The sequence below is a fragment of the Blastococcus carthaginiensis genome (genome assembly GCF_030731085.1).
Classification (GTDB): domain Bacteria; phylum Actinomycetota; class Actinomycetes; order Mycobacteriales; family Geodermatophilaceae; genus Blastococcus; species Blastococcus carthaginiensis.
In genome coordinates, this window is the sequence record NZ_JASNFN010000013.1 from 16,743 (window position 1) to 42,425 (window position 25,683).

Annotated in this window: 24 protein-coding genes; 12 read left to right on the forward strand and 12 right to left on the reverse strand. The window is 74.7% G+C overall.

Features of this window, described 5'->3' with window-relative positions:
* Positions 1–48 precede the first annotated feature (48 nt).
* Positions 49–1,992, reverse strand: a complete 1,944-nt coding sequence (locus QOZ88_RS12420; RefSeq protein ID WP_306000067.1) for a S9 family peptidase — start codon at positions 1,990–1,992, stop codon at positions 49–51.
* An 86-nt stretch (positions 1,993–2,078) separates the two neighbouring features.
* Between QOZ88_RS12420 and QOZ88_RS12425 the strand changes: the two genes are divergently transcribed.
* From QOZ88_RS12425 to QOZ88_RS12450, 6 genes are all read left to right on the forward strand, one after another.
* Entirely contained in the window at positions 2,079–4,592 is a 2,514-nt protein-coding gene (locus tag QOZ88_RS12425; RefSeq protein WP_306000068.1) for a DNA translocase FtsK, read from the forward strand.
* 112 nt (positions 4,593–4,704) lie between these two features.
* Positions 4,705–6,159 (forward strand): 30S ribosomal protein S12 methylthiotransferase RimO, encoded by a 1,455-nt coding sequence (gene rimO, locus QOZ88_RS12430; protein ID WP_306000069.1) that lies wholly within the window; start codon positions 4,705–4,707, stop codon positions 6,157–6,159.
* 5 nt (positions 6,160–6,164) lie between these two features.
* Positions 6,165–6,830, forward strand: coding sequence for a CDP-diacylglycerol--glycerol-3-phosphate 3-phosphatidyltransferase (gene pgsA / locus QOZ88_RS12435; RefSeq protein ID WP_306000070.1), 666 nt, complete (start codon positions 6,165–6,167; stop codon positions 6,828–6,830).
* The gene (locus tag QOZ88_RS12440) at positions 6,830–7,357 is read left to right on the forward strand and encodes a CinA family protein (RefSeq protein WP_306000071.1); all 528 of its coding nucleotides are present in this window, start codon (positions 6,830–6,832) and stop codon (positions 7,355–7,357) included. Before pgsA ends, QOZ88_RS12440 begins: the two co-directional genes overlap by 1 nt.
* Before the next feature lie 106 nt (positions 7,358–7,463).
* Entirely contained in the window at positions 7,464–7,868 is a 405-nt protein-coding gene (locus QOZ88_RS12445) for a helix-turn-helix domain-containing protein (protein WP_306000072.1), read from the forward strand.
* Between the two features lie 13 nt (positions 7,869–7,881).
* Entirely contained in the window at positions 7,882–8,373 is a 492-nt protein-coding gene (locus tag QOZ88_RS12450; protein WP_306000073.1) for a TetR family transcriptional regulator, read from the forward strand.
* Here the strand turns inward: QOZ88_RS12450 and QOZ88_RS12455 are convergent.
* Positions 8,349–8,867, reverse strand: a complete 519-nt coding sequence (locus QOZ88_RS12455; RefSeq protein ID WP_306000074.1) for a GNAT family N-acetyltransferase — start codon at positions 8,865–8,867, stop codon at positions 8,349–8,351. The genes QOZ88_RS12450 and QOZ88_RS12455 overlap by 25 nt on opposite strands.
* Positions 8,864–9,871 carry a PfkB family carbohydrate kinase gene (locus QOZ88_RS12460; protein ID WP_306000075.1) on the reverse strand — a complete coding sequence of 336 codons (1,008 nt, stop codon included), beginning with the start codon at positions 9,869–9,871 and terminating at the stop codon, positions 8,864–8,866. The genes QOZ88_RS12455 and QOZ88_RS12460 overlap by 4 nt, the downstream gene beginning before the upstream one ends.
* Positions 9,872–9,935: 64 nt before the next feature.
* On the opposite strand from QOZ88_RS12460, the gene QOZ88_RS12465 reads away from it, so the two are divergent.
* On the forward strand, positions 9,936–10,829 hold the full coding sequence (locus QOZ88_RS12465; protein ID WP_306000076.1) for a PspA/IM30 family protein: 894 nt from the start codon (positions 9,936–9,938) through the stop codon (positions 10,827–10,829).
* A gap of 83 nt (positions 10,830–10,912) precedes the next feature.
* On the opposite strand, the gene QOZ88_RS12470 is transcribed toward QOZ88_RS12465, so the two are convergent.
* A complete protein-coding gene (locus QOZ88_RS12470) occupies positions 10,913–11,770 on the reverse strand; it encodes a DNA-formamidopyrimidine glycosylase family protein (RefSeq protein WP_306000077.1) in 858 nt (285 codons plus the stop codon).
* 97 nt (positions 11,771–11,867) lie between these two features.
* Between QOZ88_RS12470 and QOZ88_RS12475 the strand changes: the two genes are divergently transcribed.
* Complete coding sequence (locus QOZ88_RS12475) at positions 11,868–12,452, forward strand: antibiotic biosynthesis monooxygenase (RefSeq protein ID WP_306000078.1); 585 nt, start codon at positions 11,868–11,870, stop codon at positions 12,450–12,452.
* A gap of 11 nt (positions 12,453–12,463) precedes the next feature.
* On the opposite strand, the gene QOZ88_RS12480 is transcribed toward QOZ88_RS12475, so the two are convergent.
* Positions 12,464–17,065, reverse strand: coding sequence for an ATP-dependent helicase (locus QOZ88_RS12480; RefSeq protein WP_306000079.1), 4,602 nt, complete (start codon positions 17,063–17,065; stop codon positions 12,464–12,466).
* Positions 17,066–17,153: 88 nt separating this feature from the next.
* Here QOZ88_RS12480 and QOZ88_RS12485 point away from each other — a divergent pair, with 88 nt between their 5' ends.
* From QOZ88_RS12485 to QOZ88_RS12500, 4 genes are all read left to right on the forward strand, one after another.
* Entirely contained in the window at positions 17,154–18,431 is a 1,278-nt protein-coding gene (locus QOZ88_RS12485) for an MFS transporter (RefSeq protein WP_306000080.1), read from the forward strand.
* 145 nt (positions 18,432–18,576) lie between these two features.
* Positions 18,577–18,771 carry a DUF3046 domain-containing protein gene (locus tag QOZ88_RS12490; RefSeq protein WP_306000081.1) on the forward strand — a complete coding sequence of 65 codons (195 nt, stop codon included), beginning with the start codon at positions 18,577–18,579 and terminating at the stop codon, positions 18,769–18,771.
* Positions 18,772–18,948: 177 nt separating this feature from the next.
* Complete coding sequence (gene recA / locus QOZ88_RS12495) at positions 18,949–19,986, forward strand: recombinase RecA (RefSeq protein WP_091930323.1); 1,038 nt, start codon at positions 18,949–18,951, stop codon at positions 19,984–19,986.
* A gap of 7 nt (positions 19,987–19,993) precedes the next feature.
* The gene (locus QOZ88_RS12500; RefSeq protein WP_306000082.1) at positions 19,994–20,647 is read left to right on the forward strand and encodes a regulatory protein RecX; all 654 of its coding nucleotides are present in this window, start codon (positions 19,994–19,996) and stop codon (positions 20,645–20,647) included.
* A 73-nt stretch (positions 20,648–20,720) separates the two neighbouring features.
* Here QOZ88_RS12500 and QOZ88_RS12505 read toward each other — a convergent pair whose 3' ends face one another.
* The 7 genes from QOZ88_RS12505 to QOZ88_RS12535 form a co-directional block, all read right to left on the reverse strand.
* On the reverse strand, positions 20,721–21,200 hold the full coding sequence (locus QOZ88_RS12505; protein ID WP_306000083.1) for a hypothetical protein: 480 nt from the start codon (positions 21,198–21,200) through the stop codon (positions 20,721–20,723).
* A 115-nt stretch (positions 21,201–21,315) separates the two neighbouring features.
* Positions 21,316–22,212 carry an amino acid ABC transporter permease gene (locus QOZ88_RS12510; RefSeq protein ID WP_306000084.1) on the reverse strand — a complete coding sequence of 299 codons (897 nt, stop codon included), beginning with the start codon at positions 22,210–22,212 and terminating at the stop codon, positions 21,316–21,318.
* On the reverse strand, positions 22,209–22,859 hold the full coding sequence (locus QOZ88_RS12515) for an amino acid ABC transporter permease (protein WP_306000085.1): 651 nt from the start codon (positions 22,857–22,859) through the stop codon (positions 22,209–22,211). The genes QOZ88_RS12510 and QOZ88_RS12515 overlap by 4 nt, the downstream gene beginning before the upstream one ends.
* Before the next feature lie 95 nt (positions 22,860–22,954).
* The gene (locus QOZ88_RS12520) at positions 22,955–23,842 is read right to left on the reverse strand and encodes a glutamate ABC transporter substrate-binding protein (RefSeq protein WP_306000086.1); all 888 of its coding nucleotides are present in this window, start codon (positions 23,840–23,842) and stop codon (positions 22,955–22,957) included.
* Between the two features lie 35 nt (positions 23,843–23,877).
* The gene (locus tag QOZ88_RS12525; RefSeq protein WP_306000087.1) at positions 23,878–24,633 is read right to left on the reverse strand and encodes an amino acid ABC transporter ATP-binding protein; all 756 of its coding nucleotides are present in this window, start codon (positions 24,631–24,633) and stop codon (positions 23,878–23,880) included.
* Between the two features lie 81 nt (positions 24,634–24,714).
* Positions 24,715–24,993, reverse strand: a complete 279-nt coding sequence (locus tag QOZ88_RS12530; protein ID WP_319946890.1) for a helix-turn-helix domain-containing protein — start codon at positions 24,991–24,993, stop codon at positions 24,715–24,717.
* Entirely contained in the window at positions 24,990–25,616 is a 627-nt protein-coding gene (locus QOZ88_RS12535) for a DUF2975 domain-containing protein (protein ID WP_306000088.1), read from the reverse strand. The genes QOZ88_RS12530 and QOZ88_RS12535 overlap by 4 nt, the downstream gene beginning before the upstream one ends.
* Between the last annotated feature and the right edge of the window lie 67 nt (positions 25,617–25,683).

The following is a 25,683-nucleotide window of genomic DNA, read 5'->3' on the forward strand; positions in this document are numbered from 1 at the left end:
TCCCTGGGACCGTCCTCCGCGGGCATACGCACGGTGAGCCTGATCGGTTCAGCGGCCGCGGACCACCTCGATCGGCTCGATGCCCTCCCCGGCCGGCAGATCGAAGCCCCACACCTGCGCGTAGAAGCTGAGCTCGCCGTCGAGGGCGGCGCGGATGTTCCCGGCCTTGCGGAAGCCGTGCTGCTCGCCGGGGAAGAGCAGGTAGGCGTGCGGCACGCCCTTGGCGCGCAGCGCGGCGACGATCGCCTCGGCCTGCGACGGCGGGACGACGGCGTCCTCGTCGCCCTGGAACACCGCCAGCGGGGTGTCGAGGGCGTCGACGTGGTTGATCGGTGACCGCTCGTCGTAGACCGCCCGGCCCGAGGGCCACGGTGCGACCAGCCCGTCGAGGTAGCGCGACTCGAACTTGTGCGTCTCGGCGGCGAGCGCGCCCAGGTCCGCGACGCCGTAGTGGCTGGCCCCGGCGGTGAAGACCCCCGGGCGCATGGAGAGCGCGGCCAGGGTCGTGTAGCCGCCGGCCGAGCCGCCGCGGATGGCCATGCGCGCCGGGTCCACCCGCCCGGCGTCCGCGAGCCAGCGCGCGCAGGCCACGACGTCGTCGAGGTCGATCACGCCCCACCGGCCCTGCAGCGCGTCGCGGTAGCGGCGGCCGTATCCCACGGAGCCGCGGTAGTCGACGTCCGCGACGCAGAACCCGCGGGAGGTCCAGTACTGGACCTCCGGGTTCAGCACTGGGACGGCGGCGGCGGTGGGGCCGCCGTGGACCACGACCACCAGCGGCGGGAGGCTCCCCGCCGGGGCCGCCGCCTCCGGGTTCGTGGGCGGGTAAACCAGCGCGTGCGCGACGCCGATCCCGGTGCCGCGGTCCTCGGTGGGGAAGGTGACGTGCTCGGGCCGGGAGAACCAGGCCGGGTCCAGCCCCAGCTCCCGCGCCGGCCGCAGCACCTCCGCCGCGCCGCTGTCGACGTCCACGCGCAGCACCACCGGCTCGCTCGCCGGGCCGCCGGCGACGCAGACGACGCCGGTGCCCTGCGCCGTGACGTACCGGAAGGTGCCGTAGGGCAGGTCCAGCTCGCGCGGCTCGCCGCCCGGGGTCAGCACGGCCAGGCGGTCGCGGCCGTCCCGGCCGTAGGCCACCACGACGCGCCCGTCGGCGAGGTGGGCGTAGCGGGACTGGCCGAAGACCCACTGCGGGCCGGCGATGTCGCTCCCGACGTCGACGACGAGCTCCGGCTGCTCGTGCGGCCGCTTCCGGTACAGCGACCAGACATCCGTGCGGTCGTCCAGCCACCACAGCGCGAGGTCCCCGCCCCAGATGGGCTGGACGACGGACTCGCCGGGGCCGCCCGCGAGGACGTGGTCGGTGCCGTCGGCCGCGCGGACGACGAGCTGCGCGCTGTCCCACGGCATGTGCGGGTGGTTCCACTGCAGCCACGCGAGCGTGACGCCGTCCGGAGCCGGCCGCGGGTCGGAGACGAAGTCGGGACCGGAGACCAGCACCTCGATGGCGCCGTCGTGGCCCACGCGCACGATCTCGTTCACCACGTCGGCCGCTGCCCCGGACGCGGCGTGCGTCTCCCGCACGGCGAGCACCCCGCCCGGGACGACGGTCAGGTCGGCGTACCGGACGCCCGACGGGATCCCCGGTTCGGCGGTCACCGCGACGGGGGAGCCGTCGCCGGGTGGCAGTCGGTACAGCCGCTGGTCCGAGAAGTCCGTGAACCAGAGGACGCCGTCGGACACCGTCCAGGCGGCACCGCCGTACTCGTGCACCCGGGTGCGGGCGTTCCACGGCGCCGGGAGCGCGTCGGTGACCTCGCCGTCGGCGGTGCGCCGCACGAGCGTGGTGCGGCCGCCCTCGGCGGGGCGGGACTCGGCCCACCAGACGTCCGCGCCGTCCACGACCACCTCGCCGAGGCGGGCCGCCGCCCGGACGACGAGCTCGGAGGTGACGGGGGTCGGCCAGCTGCCGTGGGGGAGCGGGGTGCTCATGCGTGTGACGTTATGGGACGGCGGTGCGCGGGACACGACGTCCGGCCTGCCTGCCGGGGACCCCTCCCGGGCTTACGGTCTGACGCATGCCTGCCCGCACCACGCCGAACCGCCGGCCGGCCGCCACCCGCAGCCGATCGGGATCGACGGCGGCGAGCAAGAAGCGCCCCGCCGCCAAGCGGGCGCCCAACCGGCGGCAGCCGACCCGCAAGAAGCCGTCGTCCGGCGGCTCGGTCTGGCGCATCGCCAGCGGGGGCTGGAACCTGCTCGCCCGCGGGGCCGGCGGGCTGGCCCGGTCGGTCGCCCGGCCCGAGGAGGCCGAGCCGCTGGCCCCCGAGCACCGCCGCGACGGGGTCGGCCTCGCCGTCCTCGGGCTGGCGATCGTGCTCGGCGCGGCCGCCTGGAGCAACGGCATCGGCCCGGTCGGTGCCGCGCTCACCGACGGCGTGCGCTGGATCATCGGCTCGCTGGTGATGGTGCTGCCCGTCGTCCTCCTCTTCGCCGCCCTGCGGCTCCTCCGGCGCGGCCCCCGCCCGGAGGCGCGCGGCCGGCTGGCCATCGGCTGGCTGTGCACCGTCGCCTCGGTCCTCGGCATCGCCCACGTCGTCGGCACCCCCGCCGTCCCCGAGAGCGGTGAGCCGGGCTCGGGCGGGCTGGTCGGCTGGGCCGTCGGCACGCCGCTCGTCGCCGGCGTCGGGGCGGTCGTCACCGTCGTGCTGCTCGGCCTGCTGGCCTTCTTCGGCCTGCTCGTGATCACCGCGACGCCGGTGCACCAGATCCCCGAGCGCACGCGCGAGTTCACCGACCGCCTGCTCGGCCGCGACGACCACGACGAGTACGACGAGGACGACTACGACGACGAGGAGGACGAGGAGCCCGCGCCGAAGAGCCGCCGGCGCCGCACCTCCCTGTCCGAGGACCTGCTCACCACCGGCCCGATCGACCACGGTGCCTACGCCGAGGCGCCCGAGGCCACCCGCACCACCGACCCGGAGCACACGGTCCTCGCCGCCCCGCCACCGGTGCCGGCTGCGCGCCCGTCGGTCCCGGTCGTCGATCGCACCTCCCCTCCGGAGGAGCTGCCGCCGATCACCGAGCCCGAGCAGCTCTCCATCCAGCCGGTCGAGGGCGACTACGTGCTGCCGGCGCTGTCCACGCTGCGGCCCGGGGACCCGCCGCGGGCGCGGTCGAAGGCCAACGACGTCGCCATCGAGGCGATCAGCGGCGTGCTCGACCAGTTCAACATCGACGCCGCCGTCACCGGGTTCACCCGCGGCCCGACGGTCACGCGCTACGAGGTCGAGCTCGGCCAGGGCGTGAAGGTCGAGAAGATCACCGCCCTGACCCGGAACATGGCCTACGCGGTGGCCAACGACAACATCCGCATCCTGGCGCCGATCCCCGGCAAGTCCGCCGTCGGCATCGAGGTGCCGAACACCGACCGCGAGAAGGTCAGCCTGGGCGACGTGTTGCGCTCGCAGGCGGCCAAGCAGGACCCGCACCCGATGCTGGTCGGCCTCGGCAAGGACATCGAGGGCGGGTTCGTCTGCGCGAACCTGGCGAAGATGCCGCACCTCCTGGTCGCCGGCGCCACCGGTGCCGGTAAGTCGAGCTGCGTCAACTCGATCCTGACCTCGCTGCTGCTGCGCGCGACGCCCGACCAGCTGCGGATGATCCTGGTCGACCCGAAGATGGTCGAGCTGACGCCCTACGACGGCATCCCGCACCTGATCACGCCGATCATCACCGACCCCAAGAAGGCCGCGACCGCGCTGGCCTGGCTGGTCGAGGAGATGGAGCAGCGCTACCAGGACATGAAGTCCACCGGGGTGCGGCACATCGACGACTTCAACCGCAAGGTCGACAAGGGCGAGATCGCGGTGCCGCCCGGTAGCGAGCGGGTCTACCGCCGCTACCCGTACATCCTGGCGATCGTCGACGAGCTCGCCGACCTGATGATGGTGGCCCCGCGCGACGTGGAGGAGCACATCGTCCGGATCACCCAGAAGGCCCGCGCCGCCGGCATCCACCTGATCCTGGCGACGCAGCGCCCCTCGGTCGACGTCGTCACCGGGCTGATCAAGGCCAACGTGCCGTCGCGGCTGGCCTTCTCGACCTCGAGCCTCACCGACAGCCGGGTCATCCTCGACCAGCCCGGTGCCGAGAAGCTCATCGGCATGGGCGACGCGCTCTTCATGCCCATCGGTGCGGGCAAGCCGATGCGCGTCCAGGGCGCCTTCGTGTCCGACGCCGAGATCGAGGCGGTCGTCGAGTTCAGCAAGCGGCAGGCCGAGCCGGAGTACCGCGAGGAGGTCTTCTCCGCCGGATCCACCGGCGAGAAGAAGGAGATCGACGAGGACATCGGCGGTGACCTCGACCTGCTGCTGCAGGCCGTGGAGCTGATCGTCACCAGCCAGTTCGGGTCGACGTCGATGCTGCAGCGCAAGCTGCGGGTCGGGTTCGCCAAGGCCGGCCGGCTCATGGACCTCATGGAGAGCCGCGGCATCGTCGGGCCGTCGGAGGGCTCCAAGGCCCGCGACGTGCTGGTCAAGCCGGACGAGCTCGAGGCGACGCTGTTCACCCTCCGCGGCGGCGAATGATCAGGGCGGTGGCCGAGTTCCGGACCGCCACCGGAGGCGGCCCCCGTGCAGGGTCCCGTCGCGGGCTCGTGAGTGACGGGGCGCACGGGGGTCCTTCACCTACGATGGGCGGGTGACAGCCACGCCCAGCCCTGCCCGGACCGTGGCCGTGGTGACCCTCGGGTGCGCACGCAACGAGGTCGACTCCGAGGAGCTCGCCGGCCGGCTCGCCGCGGAGGGGTACGAGCTCGTCGAGGACGCCGAGGGTGCCGACGCGGTGCTCGTCAACACCTGCGGGTTCATCGAGACCGCCAAGAAGGACTCGGTCGACGCGATCCTCGCCGCGACCGACTCCGGCGCCTCCGTCGTCGCCGTCGGCTGCATGGCCGAGCGCTACGGCGCCGAGCTCGCCGACGCGCTGCCCGAGGCCACCGTCCTGGGCTTCGACGACTACGCGCAGATCGGCGGGCGTCTCGACGACGTCCTCGCCGGCCGCCCCCTCGTGCCGCACACCCCGCGGGACCGGCGCACGCTGCTGCCGATCAGCCCGGTGGAGCGCTCGGCGGTCCTCGCCGGCGCCGGTGGCCGGGTCGAGGACGCCGGGCCGGCCATCCCCGGCCACGACTGGCTGCGTCGCCGCCGGCTGGCCGCCGGGCCGTCCGCCGCGGTCAAGCTGGCGTCGGGCTGCGACCGGCGCTGCGCGTTCTGCGCGATCCCGACCTTCCGCGGCGCCTTCGTCTCGCGCCCGCCGGCCGAGGTGCTCTCCGAGGCGCAGTGGCTGGCTTCCCAGGGCGTCACCGAGCTGGTGCTGGTCAGCGAGAACTCCACCTCCTACGGCAAGGACCTCGGCGACCTGCGCTCGCTGGAGAAGCTGCTGCCGCAGCTGGCCGCCGTCGAGGGGATCGTGCGGGTGCGGGTGGCCTACCTGCAGCCGGCGGAGCTGCGCCCCGGGCTGCTGGAGGTCATCGCCGGCACGGAAGGTGTCGCCCCGTACTTCGACCTGTCCTTCCAGCACTCCTCGCCGACGCTGCTGCGCCGCATGCGCCGGTTCGGTGGCACCGAGGACTTCCTCCGCACCATCGACCGGGCCCGCAGCCTGGCACCCGGCGCCGGCTTCCGCACCAACGTCATCCTCGGCTTCCCCGGGGAGACCGAGGACGACGTCGCCGAACTGGAGCGCTTCCTCACCGAGGGCCGCCTGGACGCGGTCGGTGTGTTCGGGTACTCCGACGAGGACGGCACCGAGGCCATGCGGCTGCCCGGCAAGCTCGAGCAGGCCGAGATCGACGCGCGCGTCCGCCGGATCACCGACCTCGTCGAGGAGCTGACCGCGCAGCGCGCCGAGGAGCGGATCGGGGAGCAGGTCGAGGTGCTGCTCACCGAGGACCTCTCCGCGGAGGAGGACCCCGGGGTCTGGCTCGGGCACGCTGCCCACCAGGACCCGGACGCCGACGGCACCACCACGGTCAGCGGTGTCCCGGCCGGCGCTGCCGCCGGGCAGGTGGTGCCGGCCGAGGTCGTCGGCACCGAGGGCATCGACCTGGTCGCCGCCGCCCGCGTGCCGGCCGCCACCCCGGCCGGGCGGTGACCCAGGTGAGCGACGTGGCCCCCGACCCGGCAGCGACGCCACCCCAGTCGGTGCGGCTGGTCAACCTGCCCAACGCGCTCACCGTGCTGCGGCTGGCCGTGGTCCCCGTCTTCGCCGTCCTCCTGCTGCAGGACGAGAGCCTCGACGACAGCAGCCGCTACTGGGCCACGCTCGTCTTCGGCCTGGCGATCCTCACCGACCGCTACGACGGGCTCATCGCCCGGCGGACCGGTCAGGTCACCGAGTTCGGCAAGCTCGCCGACCCGATCGCCGACAAGGCGCTGACCGGCACCGCGCTGATCGGGCTCTCCGTGCTCGCCCTGCTGCCCTGGTGGGTCACCGCGGTCATCCTGGTGCGCGAGGTGGGGGTCACCCTGCTGCGCTTCTGGGTCATCCGGGACGGCGTCATCGCCGCCAGCCGCGGGGGCAAGGCCAAGACCGTGCTCCAGTCGCTCGCGATCGGCCTGTACATCCTGCCGCTGAGCGGCGCACTCGCGACGACCCGCTGGTGGGTCATGGCCGCGGCCGTGCTGCTGACCGTGCTGACCGGTCTGGACTACGTCTACCGCGCCATCACGCTGCGGCAGACCAGCGCCCGCGCCATGCGCGCGGCCGCTGCGCGCCGGGCGGCGGGCGCCGGCCCCGGAACCCGCCGCGACACCGCGGCCTGATGGCGGACCCGGTCGCCGGGCCGGCGCTCGAGGCGCTCGCCGGTGAGGTGCACCGGGCGCTGCTGGCCCGCGGCGCGACCGTGGCGGCCGCCGAGTCGCTCACCGCGGGACTCCTCTGCGCCACGCTCGCCTCGGTGCCCGGCGCCAGCGCCACGCTGCGCGGGGGTGCCGTCGTCTACGCCACCGACCTGAAGACCGCGCTCGCCGGGGTGCCCGCCGACCTGCTCGCCGCCCACGGGCCGGTGAGCCCGCAGACGGCGGCGGCGCTGGCCGAGGGGATCCGCACCCGGTGCTCGGCGTCCTTCGGCGTGGGGCTCACCGGTGTCGCCGGCCCCGACCCCGTCGACGGGCACGGCCCCGGCACGGTCTACCTCGGCCTCAGCGACGGGCAGCGCACCGACGTCGTCCGGCTGGACCTCCCGGGTGACCGCGCCGCCGTGCGCTCCGGCGCGGTGGCCAGCGCGTTCGCCGCGCTCCGGGACCGCCTCGACGGGAACGCCCACCCGGGTGACGGCGTTACGCCATGAGCGGACTCGGCCCCGTCGCTGAGCTGACAGCGCGCGCGCCGCGTACCGTGAGCGCACGGTGCCCGATGGCACCGCCGCTTCCCCGCTCGCAGGACAGGAGACGGCCATGACGCTGCTGCGCACCCAGCTCGGGAACACCCTGCGCGGCCACCGGCTGCGTCAGCACCGCACGTTGCGCGACGTCTCCGGTGCCGCCCGCGTCAGCCTCGGCTACCTCTCCGAGGTGGAGCGGGGGCAGAAGGAGGCCTCCTCGGAGCTGCTCGCCTCCATCTGCGACGCCCTCGAGGTGGAGCTGGCCGACCTGCTCGCCGAGGTGAGCCTCGAGCTGCGTGGTGCCGGAGCCGGTGCGGACGTCCGCCCGCTGGCGAGCTCCGGCGAGGCCGCGGCCACCGCCGAGACCGCGGCGGCGCCGCAGCCGTCCGACGCGGCGGCCGAGCCCGCGCTGGCCCTCGTCGGTGCCGCGCAGGGGCGCACCGCCCGACGGCGCGACGCGGTGTCGCTCGCCGCCTGAGGCCCTTCGCGGCGTGAACCGCACCCGGGCGGAGCTCCTCGCGGGCGCTGCCCGGGCCTTCGCGGCCGAGGGGCTCCGGCGCACCACCATGCAATCGGTCGCGGCCGCGGCCGGGGTCGCCAAGGCCACGCTCTACAACTACTTCCGCACCAAGGACGAGGTGGCGCGGGCCCTGCTGGCGGCGGAGCTGCAGCGGCTCACCGGCCTCACCGCGGCCCTGCCTCCCGCCGAGGGGCTCGCCGCGCTCGCCGACGAGCTCGGCACCCATCCGGTGCTGCGCCGGCTCGCCGGCACCGAGCCGGACCGGCTGCTCGGGCTGCTGGCGCCGGACGCCGAGGCGTGGGCCGAGCTCACCGGGCGGCTGGCTGCGGTGCTCGGCACCGACGACGACGGGGCGCAGCTGGCCGGGCGGTGGCTCCTCGGCGTGGTGCTGCAGCCGGGGCTCACCACGCAGCGGCGCCGGCAGGCGGCGCTGCTGGCTCAGCTCCTGGGATCCGCCGGCTGAACCGGGGGCGCCAGCGGCAGGCGGCGGGTGAGCACCACCCGGTCGGCTCCGGGTCCGGCGTGGCCGGGGGAGGGGGCCGGGGAGGCTCCGAGATGGGCGGCGAGCGCGGCGGCGCCGGTGTCCCCGGGCAGGGCGACCGCCTGCGCGGCCCGGGCCCCCACCCCGGCCGCGAGGGCCGCGAAGCGCTCCAGCAGCCGGGTCGCGACCCCGCGGCCGCGCCAGGCCGGGTGGACCGCGACGGCCTGGACGACGGCGAGCCGGTCGGCGCTCACCACGCCGAGCAGGTAGCCGGCGTCCTCCTCGTCCGGGGTGAGGGCGACCGCGCCGAAGCCGCCGAGCTGGTGGAAGAACACCGGGTCGTGCAGCGCCGCGACGGCGTCGTCGTCGAGCGGCGAGCCAGCCCAGAACTCGGTGCGCCGGGCGAGCAGCCGGCCGCGCAGGGCACCGGCGGAGAGCTCCTCGAAGCCGACCAACCGGAGGGCGCCGGCGGTCACCGGTCGCCCCGCGCCGCCGCCAGCTCGGCCCGGGTGGGGGGATCGGCGCCGACCCGGGCGCAGTTGACCGCGGCCACGAGGGCGGCGTCCTCCACCAGCGGCAGCAGCTGGTAGTCCGCGGCGGCGCCCAGGGCGGTCCTCGTGGCGAGCCCCGCACCCAGCAGGCCGGTCAGCAGCCCGGCGGCCAGGGAGTCACCGGCCCCGACGGTGTCGACCACCGGCACGCGGGGGATCTCCCGGCGCAGCACGGGCCGGCCGGGACGGGCGATGCGCAGCGGCGCGCCGCCGTCGGTGAGGACCACCAGCGCCGGCCCGCGCTCCGCCCAGCGGCGTGCCGCCTCGTCCAGGTCGGTGGTGCCGGGTTCCAGCCAGGCCAGGTCCTCGGCGCTGACCTTCACGACGTCGGCCTGCCGGACGAGCTCGTCCAGGCGGCCGGTCACGGCGGCCCGGTCGTTGCCGAGCGAGGCGCCGACGGGGCCCTCGGCCAGCATCGGGCGGATGTTCGGGTCGACGCTGATCAGGGCCCGGCCCGCCAGCCGGTGGACCAGCCGGGCGATCGCCCCGCTCCCCGGCTCGGTCCAGCTGGAGATGGAGCCGACGTGGAGCACGCCCACTGCCTCGGGCAGCACCTCGTCCAGCTCCTCGTCGGTCCACTGCCAGTCGGCGGCGCCGAGCACGTGGAAGCCGTAGTCGGGGGAGCCGTCGGCGCCGACGCCGACCACGGCCAGGCTGACCGGCTCGGCGGCGTCGACGAAACCGGCCGTGTCGACGCCGGCCAGCTCGGCGTGCCGGCGCAGGTCGGCGGCCAGCGGGCCGGTGCCCAGCCGGGCGAGCAGCCGCACCGGGGCCCCGAGGCGGGCGGCGGCGACGGCGACGTTGAGCGCGTTGCCGCCGGGGCGGGCCACGTAGTGCGGCGCGGTGCTGCCGTCGGTGGCCCCGGGGACGGGCAGCAGGTCGACCACGAGCTCGCCGAGGACGCAGAGGACGGGCGTGGCAGGCGGCACGCCCGGCACACTAGCCGCGGCGCGGACGGCCCGCGTCGGTTGCCGAGGGTGATCACCTGGGACGATGCTGGGGACGAGCATCGCCGGGCCGGCGACCGCGCCGGAGCAGGAGGACCCCATGCCCAACCCGTTCGTGAAGCTGTGGAAGTACCTCACCGCTTCGGCCAACGCCCAGATCGACCAGCGGGCCGACCCGAAGATCCAGATCGCGCAGGCGATCGAGGCCGAGCAGCAGCGGCACCAGTCGCTGGCGAACCAGGCCGCCGCCGTGCTGGGCAACCAGCGGCAGCTGGAGATGCGGCTGAACCGGCAGCTGAGCGAGGTCGAGAAGCTGCAGTCCTCCGCCCGCCAGGCGCTCGTGCTGGCCGACCAGACGCGGGCCAAGGGGGACGCGGCGAAGGCGTCCGAGTACGAGCAGGCCGCGCAGGCGTTCGCCACCCAGCTGGTGGCCGCCGAGCAGTCGATGGAGGACCTCAAGCGCAGCCACGACGAGGCGCTGCAGGCCGCCGAGCAGGCGCGCGGCGCGGTGGAGCAGTCCCGCATGCGGCTGCAGACGACGCTGGCCGAGCGCACCAAGCTGATGAGCCAGCTGGAGCAGGCGAAGATGCAGGAGCACGTCGCCGCCTCCATGAAGCAGGTCAACGAGCTCTCCGCGCCGGGCAACACCCCGAGCCTGGGCGAGGTGCGCGACAAGATCGAGGCGCGCTACGCCAACGCGCTCGGCCAGGCCGAGCTGGCGCAGTCCTCGGTCGAGGGCCGCATGCTCGAGGTGCAGAAGGCGACGCTCGACGTGGCCGGCGCCTCGCGGCTGGACCAGATCCGCGCATCGATGGGCGGGGCGGGCACGCCGGCCGTCGAGGGCAGCGGTGCGGCGGGCGCGATCGAGCAGGGGACGCCGGCACCGGAGCAGGCCACCCAGCCCCAGGCCCAGCCCGCGGAGCGGCCCGACCCGGCCTGACCGGGTCGACCCCCCTCGGACCCGCCTGACGCGGCGACTCCTCTGCCCCGCCGCCCCTGCCCGGGCGGCGGGGCGGAGGGCGTTCAGCCGGGCGTGGCGATCGGTCGCGGCCGGCCCGGTTCGCCGGTGCGCGCCGTCGGGGCGATGGGGGAGTCCGCCACCTGGCACCGCGGGCACCAGTAGGTGACCCGCTCCTGCAGGTGCGGCCCCTGGTCGCCCATGAGGATCGGCGTCCCGCAGCGCCGGCACGGCTTGCCCTTCCGCCCGTAGACCCAGTGGTCCTGGCCGCGGCGCAGGTCGCCGGTGGTGCTCTGCTCGGGGTGCTCGAGGTTCGCGCGCATGAGCCGCTGGGCCCGTTCCAGCAGCGGCGCCAGCCGGCCGTCGGCGTCGGCCACCCGCGCCCAGGGGTGCAGGCCGAGCAGGAACAGCGACTCGACCTTGTAGAGGTTGCCGATCCCGGCCACGTTGCGCTGGTCGAGGATCGCGACGCCCACCTGCTCGCCGGGGAGGGCGCGGATCCGGCGCAGCGCCTCGTCGAGGTCCCAGTCGGGGCCCAGGATATCGGGGCCGAGGTGGCCGACGAGCCGGTCCTCCTCGGCCGTCGGGACGAGGTCGACGTCGTGCAACCGGTAGCCGACGCACTCCCACTCGTCGGTGGCCAGGACGACCCGGACGTCGTAGCCGGGGCCGCCCCGCCAGCGGGCGCCGGGCCGGTAGATGTGCCAGCTGCCGTCCATCCGGAAGTGGGTGCGCAGCGTGCGCCCGTCGGCGAGCCGGACCAGCAGGTGCTTGCCGCGGGGGACCACCTCGGTGACCGCGGCGCCGGCGAGGTCCAGGGCGGCCAGCTGGGGAAGCCGGAACTCGCCGCGGCGCAGCGTGCCGCCGGCGAGCGCGGTGTTCATCCGCTTCGCCGCCAGCCAGACGGTGTCTCCCTCGGGCACGCCGACCATGATCCCCGGCGGCGCGCCGACCTGCCCCCTGGGTGTGAGAGGTCCGACAACCGGGAAGGCGCCCGCCGCCCGGCGCGCTGCTCCGTCCGTGAGCGTGCCCCTGCGACTGCGCACCCGGCTCGGGAGCGCCCCCACCGCCCCCGACCACCAGCCGGTCACCGTCACCGTCGCCCGCGTGGTGCGGCCCGACCGGCGGGCGGCGTTCGAGCGGGCGGCCGGCGCGGTGCTGGCCGAGGCGGCGAACTACCCGGGAAACCTGGGGGCATCGCTGCTCCACCCGGGCGAGGGCAGCTCCGAGTACCACCTGGTCTACCGCTTCGCCGACGCCGATGCGCTCGCCGCGTGGGAGCGCTCGCCGGAGCGGCAGGCGTTCCTCGCGCGGCTGCCGGAGATGGTCGAGGACGAGCGGGTCGCGCGGGCGGTGGGGCTGGAGAGCTTCTTCGCCGTCCCGCCCCGGCCGGGGCCGGCCTGGCGCAGCTGGCTGCTCACCGTCGCCGTCGTCCTGGCGTTCACCTCGAGCTTCCAGCTGCTCGCGCTGCCCCTCGTCGAGGGCTGGCCCTGGCCGCTGCGGCTGCTGCTCTCGGCCGTCTACGTCGTCACCGCGCTGCGCCTGCTCATGCCCCGGCTGAGCCGCTGGTGCGCCCCGTGGCTGCAGGGCTCCCGGCGCCGCTGACCCTGGGCTGATCAGCCCCGCAGGCGCAGGCCCCGGGGGGTGGCGGCGAACCCGGCCGCCTGCAGCGCGTTGCTGAGCGGCGTCGACTCGTGCACCGAGGCGCCGTCGGCCTTCTGCACCACCATGCGGCCGAGCGCGCCGGCCGACACCGCCCCGGACAGCGCCGTCGCCGCTTCCTTGAGCACCTGCTCGTCCTCGGTCCACGACAGCAGCGTCTTGCCGCCGCGCTCGACGTAGAGCACCAGGTCGCCGTCGACCAGGACGACCAGCGCGCCCGCCTTGCGCCCGGCCCGGTGCCCCGACTTCCGGCCGCCGCCGGTGCCCTCGCCGAGGTCGACGGCGGCGTCCTCGCTCCCGGGCCGCTCCGGCCACGGCAGCGCGGCCCCGTAGACGTTGGCCGGGTCGGTCGCGGCCAGCACGACGGCGCCCGCCGGCACCCGGTCGGGCGAGGCGAAGCTGCGCAGCCGGTCGACCGAGCCCGGGGTGCCGAACTGGGCCGCGCCGAGGGTCTCGACGAAGTAGCCGCGGCGGGCACGGCCGTTCTCCTCGAACGCGCGCAGCACCGGGTAGACGGCGGAGAAGCCACCGGCCACCTGCTCGGCCATGACCGCGCCCCGGGTCAGCACGCCGTGCCGCTCCAGCAGCGCCTCGGCGCGCGCGGTGGTGCGCCGGGTGGCGTTGGCCTCCCGGCCGGGGAGCCGCGACCAGCGCCCGGCCACCGTGGGCGGCCCGCTGCGCGTGGGCATGGCGGCGCGGCTCAGCCGCGGGCGCCCGTACCGGCTGCGGGTGACCCGCGGGGCGGCCGCCCGCTTGTGGGTGCCGCCGCCACCGAGCCGGGTGCGCAGCGGGGCCAGGGTGTCGTTGGTCAGCGCGCCGGACCACACCAGGTCCCAGACCAGGTCGGCCAGGGCGGCGTCGTCGGTGGCGCCGAGGGCGTCGGAGAGGCCGCGGAAGAACATCGCCTGGCCGCCCGCGAGCAGGTCGAGCACGGGCTGCCCCTCCCCGGCGACCTCCAGCTGCTCGGGCAGCAGCAGCGGCGCGAGATCCGCGGGCACCAGGCTGATCCAGCCGTCCCCGCCGGGCAGGCCGCCGGCGCCGGCCCACAGCACCTCACCGGCGCTGGTCAGCTCGTCGAGCATCGCGGGGGAGTAGTCGCGGACCCGGGCCGGCAGCACCAGCGACTCCAGGGCGCTGGCGGGCACGAGGGCCCCGGCGAGCTGCTCGACGACCGCGAGAACGCCGTCGGCACCGCGGAGCCGGCTGCCCACCGCCTGCCAGGACGGGGTGAAGCGGGCGAGCGTGCCCGTGGGCACCGGCTCGACCTCCTGGCGCAGCCTGGCCAGGCTGCGCCGGCGGACGGAGCGCAGCACCTCGGCGTCGCACCACTCCTGGCCGGTGCCGCCGGGGCGGAACTCGCCGGAGACGAGGCGGCCGGTGGCGGTGAGCCGCTGGACCGTCGCGGTGACCACGGCGACACCCAGCCCGAGCCGGGTGGCGGCCTCGGCCGGCTGGAAGGGGCCGTGGGTGCGCGCGTAGCGGCCGACGAGGTCGCCCAGCGGGTCGGCGACGGGCTCGGTGAAGACCTCGGGCACCCCGACGGGCAGCGCCGTGCCCAGCGCGTCGCGGAGCCGGCCGGCGTCCTCGATGGCGACGAAGCGCTCCTCGCCGGCGATGCGGACCACCAGCGCGCGCCGGGCGGCGACCAGCTCGTCGAGCCACTCCTGCGGCACCCCGCGGCGCGCGGCCTCGACCGCGGTGAGGTCACCGACCACCCGGAGCAGGTCGCCGGCGCCGTCGACGTCGCGCGGGTGCCGTGGCTGGGGGAGTCGCTGCAGCTCCGCCTCGATCTCGGTGATCGCCTCGGCGTCGAGCAGCTCGCGCAGCTCCGAGCGGCCGAGCAGCTCGGCGAGCAGGCCGGTGTCGAGCGCGAGCGCCTGGGCGCGGCGCTCGGCCAGCGGGGCGTCGCCCTCGTAGAGGAACTGGCCGACGTAGCCGAACAGCAGCGACTGGGCGAAGGGTGAGGCGGCTTGCGTCTGCACGTCGACGACCCGCACCCGGCGGGCCCGCACGTCGCGCATCAGCTCGATCAGCCCGGGCACGTCGTAGACGTCCTGCAGCACCTCGCGGGCCGCCTCGAGCGTGATCGGGAACGAGGAGAACTCGCTGGCCACGCCCAGCAGCTGGGCGGCGCGCTGGCGCTGCTGCCACAGCGGGGTGCGGCGGCGGGGATCACGCCGGGGGAGGAGCAACGCTCGGGCGGCGCACTCGCGGAACCGGCTGGCGAACAGGGCCGAGCTGCCGACCTCGGCGGTGACCTCGCGTTCGACGTCGTCGGGGTCGAGGACGGCCAGATCGCCCTCCGGCGGCTCGCCGGTCGTGTCGGGCAGCCGCAGCACGATGCCGTCGTCGGAGTGCATGGAGGCGACGTCGACGCCGTAGCGTTCCCGCAGCCGGGCGGCGAGCACCAGCGCCCACGGGGCGTTGACCTGGGCGCCGAAGGGGGAGTGGACGACCAGCCGCCAGTCGCCCAGCTCGTCGCGGAAGCGCTCGACCAGCAGCGTCCGGTCGTCGGGGAGGTGGCCGGTCGCCGCCTTCTGCTCGGCGAGGTACGCGGCCAGGTTCGCCGCGCCCCACTCGTCGAGGCCGGCGGCGCGCGCCCGCTCCAGGCCGGCCTCCGGCGTCGCCGACCCGACCTCGCGCAGGAAGGCGCCGAGCGCGCGACCGAGCTCCAGCGGCCGGCCGGGGGCGTCGCCGTGCCAGAACGGCATCTTCCCCGGCTGGCCGGGCGCGGGGGTGACCAGCACGCGGTCGTGGGTGATCTCCTCGATCCGCCAGGACGAGGAGCCCAGGAGGAAGACGTCGCCGGTCCGCGACTCGTAGACCATCTCCTCGTCCAACTCGCCGACGCGGCGGCCGCCGGTGCCCTCGCCCCCGACGAGGAAGACGCCGAACAGGCCGCGGTCGGGGATGGTGCCGCCGCTGGTGACGGCCAGCCGCTGGGCGCCGGCGCGCGCGGTGAGGGTGTCGGTGACGCGGTCCCAGGTGAGCCGCGGGCGCAGCTCGGCGAAGGCGTCGGAGGGGTAGCGCCCGGCGAGCATGTCGAGGACGGCGTGCAGCGCCGACTCCGGCAGCGAGGAGAACGCCGCGGACCGGCGGACCAGCGCCCCGACCTCGTCGACGGTGCGCGGTCGCTCGGAGACGATCGCGACGATCTGCTGGGCGAGCACGTCGAGCGGGTTGCGCAGGTAGCGGATGGACTCGATGGCGCCGGCCTGCATCCGCTCGGCGACCAGCGCGCACTGCACCAGGTCGCCGCGGTACTTGGGGAACAGCACCCCGCGGCTGACCGCCCCGACCTGGTGGCCGGCGCGCCCCACCCGCTGCAGGCCGCTGGCGACCGTGGGTGGCGCCTCGACCTGGACGACCAGGTCGACCGCGCCCATGTCGATGCCGAGCTCGAGGCTGGAGGTCGCGACGACGGCGGGCAGCCGGCCGGACTTCAGCGCCTCCTCCACGATCGCCCGCTGCTCGCGGGAGACCGAGCCGTGGTGGGCGGCCGCCACCGGCTGGAACGCCTCCGGCAGGCCACCGCCCGAGCCCGCCTGCGCCATGAGCGCCGCGGCGTTGGTGCCGGGCGGTACCGGCTCGCCGGTCTGCCGCTCGTAGGCCAGCTCGTTGAGCCGGCTGGTCAGCCGCTCGGCGAGCCGGCGCGAGTTGGCGAAGACGATCGTGCTGCGGTGCGCCTGCACCAGGTCCAGCACCCGCTCCTCGACCGCGGGCCAGATGGAGGTGCGCGGCTGGTTCCCGGCCGCCGAGCCCTCCAGCTCACCGGTCGGCTGACCGAGCTCGCCCATGTCCTCGACCGGGACGACGACCGAGAGATCCCACCGCTTCGTCGAGCCGGGGGAGACGATCTGCACCGGGCGCCCGCCCGCGAGGAAGGTCGCGACCTCCTCGATCGGCCGCACGGTGGCCGACAACCCGATCCGCTGCGCCGGCCGCTCGAGCAGCTCGTCGAGCCGGTCCAGCGAGACGGCCAGGTGCGCGCCGCGCTTGGAGTCGGTGACGGCGTGCACCTCGTCGACGATCACCGTCTCGACCCCGCGCAGCGCCTCCCGCGCCTGGCTGGTGAGCAGGAGGAACAGCGACTCCGGCGTGGTGATGAGGATGTCGGGCGGCCGTCGCGCGAAGGTGCGCCGCTCGTCGGCCGGGGTGTCACCGGAGCGGATGCCGACCGTGATCTCCGGCCGGGGCAGCCCGAGCCGCGCGGCGGCCTGGCCGATCCCCGTCAGCGGGGCGCGCAGGTTGCGCTCGACGTCGACGGCCAGGGCCTTGAGCGGCGAGACGTAGAGCACCCGGCACCGCGTCCGCTCGTCGGCCGGCGGCGTGGCGGCCAGCCGGTCGAGCGACCAGAGGAACGCGGCCAGCGTCTTGCCCGAGCCGGTGGGCGCCACCACGAGGGCGTGCTCGCCGCTGCTGATCGCCTGCCAGGCACCCTCCTGGGCGCTCGTCGGCCGCTCGAAGGCGCCGGTGAACCAGGCGCGGGTCGGCTCCGAGAAGCGGGCCAGGGCGCCGGGACCCGAGGAGGGGCCGGAGGTCGGGCGGGCGGGCACGCGCTCAGTGTCCCCGCCGTGTACGACACTTCGCTGGTCGGCGGGGACGCCGGCGGGCGGGAACCACCCGCCCGGGGAGGGAGCGCACGTGGGACCGCTGCAGCAGCCCGAGGTCACGGTCGACGTCGCCCGCGTGCAGCGCCGCACGCTGGGCGTCCTCAGCGGCGGCGTGGCGCTGGCGGGGCTCGGCGTCACCGTCGGGATCACGGCCGGCGGGCTGCTGGCCCGCGACGTCGCCGGGACCGACTCCGCGGCCGGCCTCGGGCAGACCGCCGGCGTCCTGGGTGCGGCGGTCCTGGCGGTACCGCTGGCCCGGATCAGCGACGGTGCCGGCCGGCGGACGGGGCTGGCCGTCGGCTACGGCATCAGCGTGGTCGGCGCGGTGCTGACCGTCGTCGCGGCGGCGGCGTCGTCCCTGCTCCTGCTGCTCTGCGGGCTCTTCCTGTTCGGTGCCGCCACGGCGTGCGGCCTGCAGTCGCGCTACGCCGCCGCCGACCTGGCCGAGCCCGAGCGCCGCGGCAGGTCGCTCTCCCTGGTCGTGTGGGCCACGACGGTGGGCTCCGTCGTCGGCCCCAACCTGGCCGCGCCCGGTGCCGAGCTCGGCGAGGCGCTGGGGCTGCCCGCGCTCGGCGGCGTCTTCGTGGTGTCGGCGATCGTGTTCGGGCTGGTGGCGGCCGGTTTCCTCCTGCTGCTGCGCCCCGACCCGCTGCTGCTGGCCCGGTCGCTCGGCGGGGGCGGCGACGGTCCCCGGCCGCGGCGGGCCACCGGTACGGCCCTGCGCGCGGTGTGGGCGACCCAGGCCGGGCGGCTCGGGATCACCTCGGTCGTGGTCGCCCACTCCGTGATGGTCGGCGTGATGGTGATGACGCCGGTGCACATGGGGCACGCCGGCGGCCCCGAGGGGACGGTGCTGCGCCTGGTCGGTCTGGTCATCAGCGTGCACGTCGCCGGGATGTACCTGTTCTCCCCGCTGGTCGGGATGCTCGCCGACCGGGTGGGCGCGCCGTCGGTCGTGGCCCTGGGGGCCGGGCTGCTGCTGGCCGCCGCGGCGGTGGCGGGGACGGCGGCGCCCGCGGACTCGGTGCAGCTCGGCGCCGGGCTGCTGCTGCTCGGCCTGGGCTGGTCGTGCGGTCTGATCGCGGGATCCGCGCTCGTCACGTCATCGGTGGGGCCGGAGCTGCGGCCGACCGCGCAGGGCGGCACCGACATGCTCATGGGCCTCGGGGCGGCGCTGGCCGGGGTGGTCGGCGGCCCGCTGCTGGCCTGGGGCGGGTTCGGCCTGGTGTCCGGCGTCTCCGCGGCGCTGGTGCTGCCGCTGGTCGTGGTGTGGCTGGGCGCGCGGGTCAGCGCCCGCGGTAGTTCCTGATCAGCAGCACGATCAGCGTGACGAGCGCGACCACGATGCCGATCTCGAGGACGGTGTCGAGCGTCGCGGAGCCGGTGCCCGGGATCATGCGCCGAGCGTAGGACGGCAGCGGCGCGCGCGGGTGCGGACGGGTTAGCGTCGGGGTGTGCGCCTGCAGGAGTTCTGGTCCCGGCTGGACGGTCAGTTCGGGCCGATGCGCGCCCAGAGCGTCGCTCGCGACCACGTGTTCTCCGACCTCGGCGGGCGCACGGCGCTGGACGCCATCGAGGCCGGCCTGCCCGTGCGCAAGGTGTGGCTGGCCGTCTGCGAGGCCTTCGACGTGCCGGCCAAGGATCGCTGAGCACCGACCGGGTTCCAGGCCCGGCGTGTCGGCCTGGCGATCGAACAAGTGTTCGGCCTACTGTGGCGTCCACAGGGCGGCCGGTTCTCCCCAGCCCGCCCCGGAACCCGAAAACTGTCGGTGCCTCGCCCTAGCGTCGGTCCCGACCCGCTTCTCGCGAACCGAAGGTGACGCACCATGGCAGCAACGCTCGACCGCGACAAGGCCCTCGACATGGCCCTCGCCCAGATCGACAAGCAGTTCGGCAAGGGCTCGGTCATGCGGCTGGGCGACGAGGCCGCCCAGGCGATCAAGGTCATCCCGACCGGTTCGATCGCCCTCGACATCGCCCTCGGCATCGGCGGTCTCCCGCGCGGCCGGGTCGTCGAGGTCTACGGGCCGGAGTCCTCCGGCAAGACCACGGTCGCCCTGCACGCGGTGGCCAACGCGCAGGCCAACGGCGGTATCGCCGCCTTCATCGACGCCGAGCACGCGCTCGACCCGGAGTACGCCCGCGCCATCGGCGTGGACACCGACGCCCTCCTGGTCAGCCAGCCCGACACCGGTGAGCAGGCCCTCGAGATCGCCGACATGCTGATCCGCTCCGGCGCGCTCGACATCATCGTCATCGACTCCGTGGCCGCCCTGGTGCCCCGCGCCGAGATCGAGGGCGAGATGGGTGACAGCCACGTGGGTCTGCAGGCCCGCCTGATGAGCCAGGCGCTGCGGAAGATCACCGGCGCGCTCAGCAACTCCGGGACGACTGCGATCTTCATCAACCAGCTGCGCGAGAAGGTCGGCGTGGTCTACGGCTCGCCCGAGGTCACCACCGGTGGTCGCGCGCTGAAGTTCTACTCGTCGGTCCGGCTCGACGTCCGCCGTATCGAGACCCTCAAGCAGGGCACCGACGCGATCGGCAGCCGCACGCGCATCAAGGTCGTCAAGAACAAGGTGGCCGCACCCTTCAAGCAGGCCGAGCTCGACATCCTCTGGGGTCAGGGCTTCAGCCGCGAGGGCGGCATCGTCGACGCCGGTGTCGAGCAGGGCTTCGTGAAGAAGTCCGGCGCTTGGTACACCTACGAGGGCGATCAGCTGGGCCAGGGCAAGGAGAACGTCCGCAACTTCCTGCGGGACAACCCCGACCTGGCCGACGAGATCGAGAAGAAGGTCAAGGAGAAGCTCGGCATCGGCCCGAAGCTCGACGCCCCGGCGCCGGTCGACGCCCCCGACTTCTGACCTGCCGGTGGACGAACGGCCACCGACCCGCCGGCGCGGCTTCGGGGACACCCGGGCCGCCCGGCGGTCGCGGACGCCGGGCGGCGACGAGCCCCTGACCCCGGACGTCGCCCCCGGTTCCCCGGAGGACGAGTCCGGTGACCCCGAACAGGTCGCGCGGAACATCTGCCTGCGCGCTCTGACAGGGGCACCGAAGACCCGGCGGCAGCTCGCGGACCTCCTCGCCGAGCGCGGGGTGCCCGACGACGCCGCCGAGGCCGTGCTCGACCGGTTCACCGAGGTGGGGCTCATCGACGACGCGTCCTTCGCCCGGGCGTGGGTCAGCAGCCGGCAGGCCGGCCGGGGGCTCGCCCGGCGGGCGCTCTCCGCCGAGCTGCGCGCCAAGGGTGTCGACCCCGAGACCGCCGCGGAGGCAGTCCAGCTGGTCGACGACGACGACGAGCGGGAGGCGGCCCGCCGACTGGTGGAGCGCCGGGCGCCGGGGATGCGCCGGCTGGACCGCCAGACGGCCACCCGCCGGCTGATGGGCATGCTGGCCCGCAAGGGCTACAACGGCGGCCTGGCGGCTGCCGTGGTCCGCGAGGTCCTCGACGAGCTCGGCGCTGCAGAGGATGCCGACGACCCGCTCGCCGAGTTCGACGAGGAGAGCGCGCTCCCCTGAGCGGCCGCACCTGGCCCGACGTGCCACGAGGCGGCCCGGATGCTCCGGGCCGCCTCGTGTCGTCTCTTCCCGCTCAGCCGGTGGCGAGCCAGGCGGTCACGTCGACGGCCAGCCCGTCGGGGGCCTCCTCGTCGTCCACCAGCCAGGCCGGGTCCCGGTGCTGGCCGTCGGCGAGCCACCGGGTGATCTCGGCGTCGAGCTCGTCGGTCTCCGGAGCGCCCGGCCGCCGCCGTTCCCCGACGAAGGTCAGGTCGGACTCGGCGCCGTCGGCGTAACGGAACACCACCCGGCAGCGGGAACGCCGGTGCCGGGCCGGCGGCACGACCTCCCGCACGACGGCGCTCTCCGCCCCGGCCGCGTCGGTGAACGCAGCCGCGGCGGCGCGCAGCCGGGCCACGAACTCCTGGCCGGCGTCGAGCCGGGCGGTCGCGTCGAGGACGGCCGGGGCGGCCGCCTGCTCGGCGGACGCCTCGTCAGCGGTCGGGATCGTCTCGGCAGAGGTCCGGGGGACCGGGGGCAGGTTGCGGCGACCCGCCGCGTGCATCGTCTCCATCCTGAGGAGAAGTCTCGCGACCGTTCCGCTCGGTGGCCGTCCGGCGCGCCCGGCTGGGACGAGTGAGTCGGACGAGAACGGCCTGGTCAGGGCGGCGACGCCTGGCAGCGGTCGTTCAGGCGCCGTCGCGGACAGGCACCAGGTCGTCGCCGCCGGTGGCCTTGGCCGTCGACCCGCGGGACTGGCGGGCCTGCACCCACTGGGCTAGCCGCCCGAGCGTGTAGTTGATGGCGATGTAGAGCAGCGCGACGACGGTGAAGGTCTGGATCGGGTTGTCCAGGTTCCGGATGATGCTCTCGCCCTGGCTCAGCAGCTCGTCGAAGTTGGCCACGAAGACCACCAGCGAGGTGTCCTTCAGCACGACCACCAGCTGGCTGATGATCGCCGGCAGCATGACGCGGAACGCCTGCGGCAGCAGAATCAACCGCATGGCCTGCCCGTTGGTGAGGCCGGTGGCCAGGGCGGCTTCGCGCTGCCCGCGGGGCAGCGAGGCAACCCCCGCGCGGACGACCTCCGCGAAGATGACCATGTTGTATGCCGTCAGCCCGATGATCAGGCCCCAGAACACCTGGCCACCCGGCCATCCGCTCAGGTCCACGCCCACGTCGGGCAGTGCCCGGACGCTCAGGTACACGAGGACGACGACCGGCAGGCCGCGGAACACCTCGACGACCCCGATGAGCGGGATGCGGGCGTACCGGCCCAGGGAGAGGCGCGCGACGGCGATGAGCGTGCCGATCACCACCGACAGCGTCATCGCGACGAGGGCGGCCTTGATGGTGTTGAGCACGCCCTCGCCGATGACTCCCCAGACCAGCTCGAAGTTCTCGTTGCCGGGGTTGATCAACGGCCCCCAGAGCTCCATGGAGAACTGGTCCCGGCCGGCCAGGCGCAGCACCACCACGACGGCGAGGGCGATCAGGAAAAGGCCCCCGACGACCGTGCCGATCGCCGTCCGGCGGCGGGCCTTCGGGCCCTGCGCGTCGAAGAGCACGGTCTCCTGCTGGCTCATCGCGCGATCGCCACCTTCCGCTCGATGATCTGCAGGACCGCGCCGGCCGGGAGGGTGATGAGCAGGAAGCCGATGGCCACGCCGAGGAAGATCGGCAGCGTCTCGAAGCCCCGGGCGCTGGTCAGGGTCTGCCCGGTGCTCCACAGGTCACCGCCGACGCCGAAGGCGCCCACCACGGCGGAGTTCTTGAACATCGCGATGATCACGCTGCCCAGCGGCGGCACCACCGTGCGCAGGGCCTGGGGCAGGACGACGAAGCGCAGGCTCTGGGAGAAGTTCAGGCCGATCGAGCGGGCCGCCTCCGCCTGGCCGGCGGACACCGAGTTGATGCCCGAGCGGATGGCCTCGCAGACGAACGCGGACGTATAGAGGACCAGACCCAGGACACCGAAGAAGTAGAACGTCCGGTTGATGCCCAGTTCGGGCAGGCCGAAGGCGCAGAAGAACAGCACCACCGACAGCGGGGTGTTGCGGAAGGTCGACACCCAGAAGGTGCCGAAGGCGCGCAGCGGCGGGACGGGGGAGACCCGGAAGGCCGCGATCAGCGTGCCGAGAAGCAGCGAGCCGATCATGGCCACCACGATGATGCTCAGCGACGTCAGGAAGCCGTCGACGTACAGGTCGAGGTTCTCGATGACCGGGCTCACGTACCCCCCTCAGTGCCAACGGTGACGGTGCCGCGCTGCGGCCGTCAGCGACCGGCCGGCCGTCGTGGCCGGCCGGTCGCTGGTGGGACGGACGATCAGACGCACTCGGCGGGCTCGGGGAGCTCCGGCGTCTGCGTGCCCTCAATCTGACCCGCGGTGGCCTCCCAGGCGGCCACGTAGGCCTCCTCGTTCGCGGCCAGGGTCTCGTTGATGAACTCGCAGAAGGCGACGTCGCCCTTCTCGATGCCGATGCCGTACGGCTCCTCGGTGAACTGCTCGCCGACGAGCTTGAACTCGCCGTCGGACTCGGAGACGAAGCCCAGGAGGATCACGTTGTCGGTCGTGACGGCGTCCACCTGGCCGTTGGCCAGAGCGTCGGCGCACTGCGAGTACTCGTCGAACAGCACCAGCTGCGAGTCGTCCGCCAGGTACTCGCGGATCTGCTCCGACGGCGTCGAGCCGGTCACCGAGCAGACGGTCAGCTCCGGGTTCTCGGTGAACGACTCGGGACCGGTGATCGTGTCGTCGTCGGCCGCGACCATGATCTGCTGGCCGGCCTCGTAGTACGGCCCGGCGAAGGTGATCCGCTCGGCCCGCTCGGCGTTGATCGTGTACGTGGCGACGACCATGTCGACCTCGCCGCCCTCGATGACCTCCTCGCGCACCGCCGAGGGGGTCTGCTCCCACTGGATGTCCTCGGGCGCGATGCCGAGCTCGGCGGCGATGATCTTGGCGATCTCGACGTCGAAGCCCTCGAGCTCGCCGTCGAGGGTCTCCAGGCCGAAGCCGGGCTGGTCGTACTTGGTGCCGATGGTGATCGAGCCCGCCTCGGCGAGCTCGGCCATCGTCGTGCCCTCCTCGAAGTCGGTGGCCTCGGCCACCTCGGGCTCGGGGGCGGCGGCGTCGTCGCCACCACCGCAGGCGGCGGCGGTCAGGGCGACGACGGACAGGGTGGCTACCAGGGCGGTGCGCCGGAAGGTCATGGGTGGGGTCCTCTCGCTTGGACGGTCTCGTGCGATCAGTGGGTGAGGATCTTGGACAGGAAGTCCTTGGCGCGGTCCGACCGCGGGTTGGTGAAGAACGACTCCGGCTCCGCCGCCTCGACGATCCGGCCGCCGTCCATGAACACGACCCGGTTGGCCGCCTTGCGGGCGAAGCCCATCTCGTGGGTGACGACGACCATCGTCATGCCGTCCTTCGCCAGGCCGACCATGACGTCGAGGACCTCGTTGATCATCTCGGGGTCGAGGGCGGAGGTCGGCTCGTCGAAGAGCATGACCTTCGGCTCCATGGCCAGGGCCCGGGCGATCGCGACGCGCTGCTGCTGGCCCCCCGAGAGCTGGGCCGGGTACTTGTCCGCCTGGCTGGAGACCCCGACCCGCTCGAGCAGCTCGCGGGCCCGCTTCTCGGCGTCGGCCTTCGACTTCTTCCGCACCTTGACCGGCCCGAGGGTGACGTTCTCCAGGACGGTCTTGTGGGCGAAGAGGTTGAAGCTCTGGAACACCATGCCGACGTCGGCGCGCAGGCGGGCGAGTTCCTTGCCCTCCTCGGGCAGGCGCTCGCCGTCGATGGTGATCTCGCCCTTCTCGATGGGCTCGAGCCGGTTGATCGCACGGCACAGCGTGGACTTCCCCGACCCCGACGGGCCGATGACGACGACCACCTCGCCGCGGGCGATGTCGAGGTCGATGTCCTGCAGGACGTGCAGTTCGCCGAACCACTTGTTCACGCCGGACAGGCGGACGAGAGGCTCTCCGTTCGGACGGCTGGTCACCCTGGGGACCCTAAGGGCGGGAGGTCGCGGTTCCCGCACCGTGGGATCACGAAGGCGTAACGAACACGGCCGACGAGGGCGTCAGCGGCCGGAGTCCGCCCGTTCGGGTGACCGGTGCGGCGCGACGGAGAAGAGTTCGCCCGGCTGGCAGCCCAGGGCGTCGCACACCGCGGTGAGGGTGGAGAAGCGGACCGCGCGCGCCCGCCCGTTCTTGAGCACCGACAGGTTGACCACCGAGACGCCGACCCGCTCGGAGAGCTCGACGAGCGTCATGCTCCGCTCCGCCAGCAGCCGGTCGAGGTGGCACACCACCCGGTGGGTGGCGTCGTCGGATGCCGGCCCGTCGCGGCGCGGGCTCACACCATCCCCTCGACCTCGTCCTCCAGCGCCCGGCCGCGGCGGAAGGCCTCGGCGGCGGCCAGGAGGGCGAGCGCCAGCCCGATCGGCGTCAGCGGGATCGTGATGTCGAACAGGACCAGCGGGGAGTCGGGCCCGGCCAGGTCGAGGTGTTCGAGCACGGCCGTGGCGACCACCCCCTCGACCATCGACACGACCAGGCCGCCGAGGACGACGGCAGCGGCGAGGCCGGCCAGCCGCCCGGGGTTGCGCCGGTCGAAGGGGCGCCCATCGTGGATGGCCCAGAGCACCCGGGCGAGCAACCACGCCCCGACGGTGACGGCGATCGCGCTCAGCGAGGCCGGCAATTCCGTGAGTGCCCGCAGCCCGGCCGGGAGGTCGGAGGCGAAGAGTTGCGACTCGAGCGTCGAGTCGACGATCCACACGCCCTCGGGGAGGCCGGCCAGGCCGAGCGACCGGTCCTCGTCCGGATCCGCCGCGTTCACGGTGACGCTCCCGCCCGGCTGGGTGAGCTGGTTGATCGGCAGGACCACCGCGGTGAGGAGCGCGACGGCGGCGACGACGAACAGGACGGCGGCGCCCAGGTTCGTGCCGGTGCGGCCGAGGAAGGGGCGGCTCGTCGTCATGTGTGGACCATAACGACTGTCGATACCATCGGCAGTCGTTGTGCTCGCCGCGACGTACCCTTCCTCC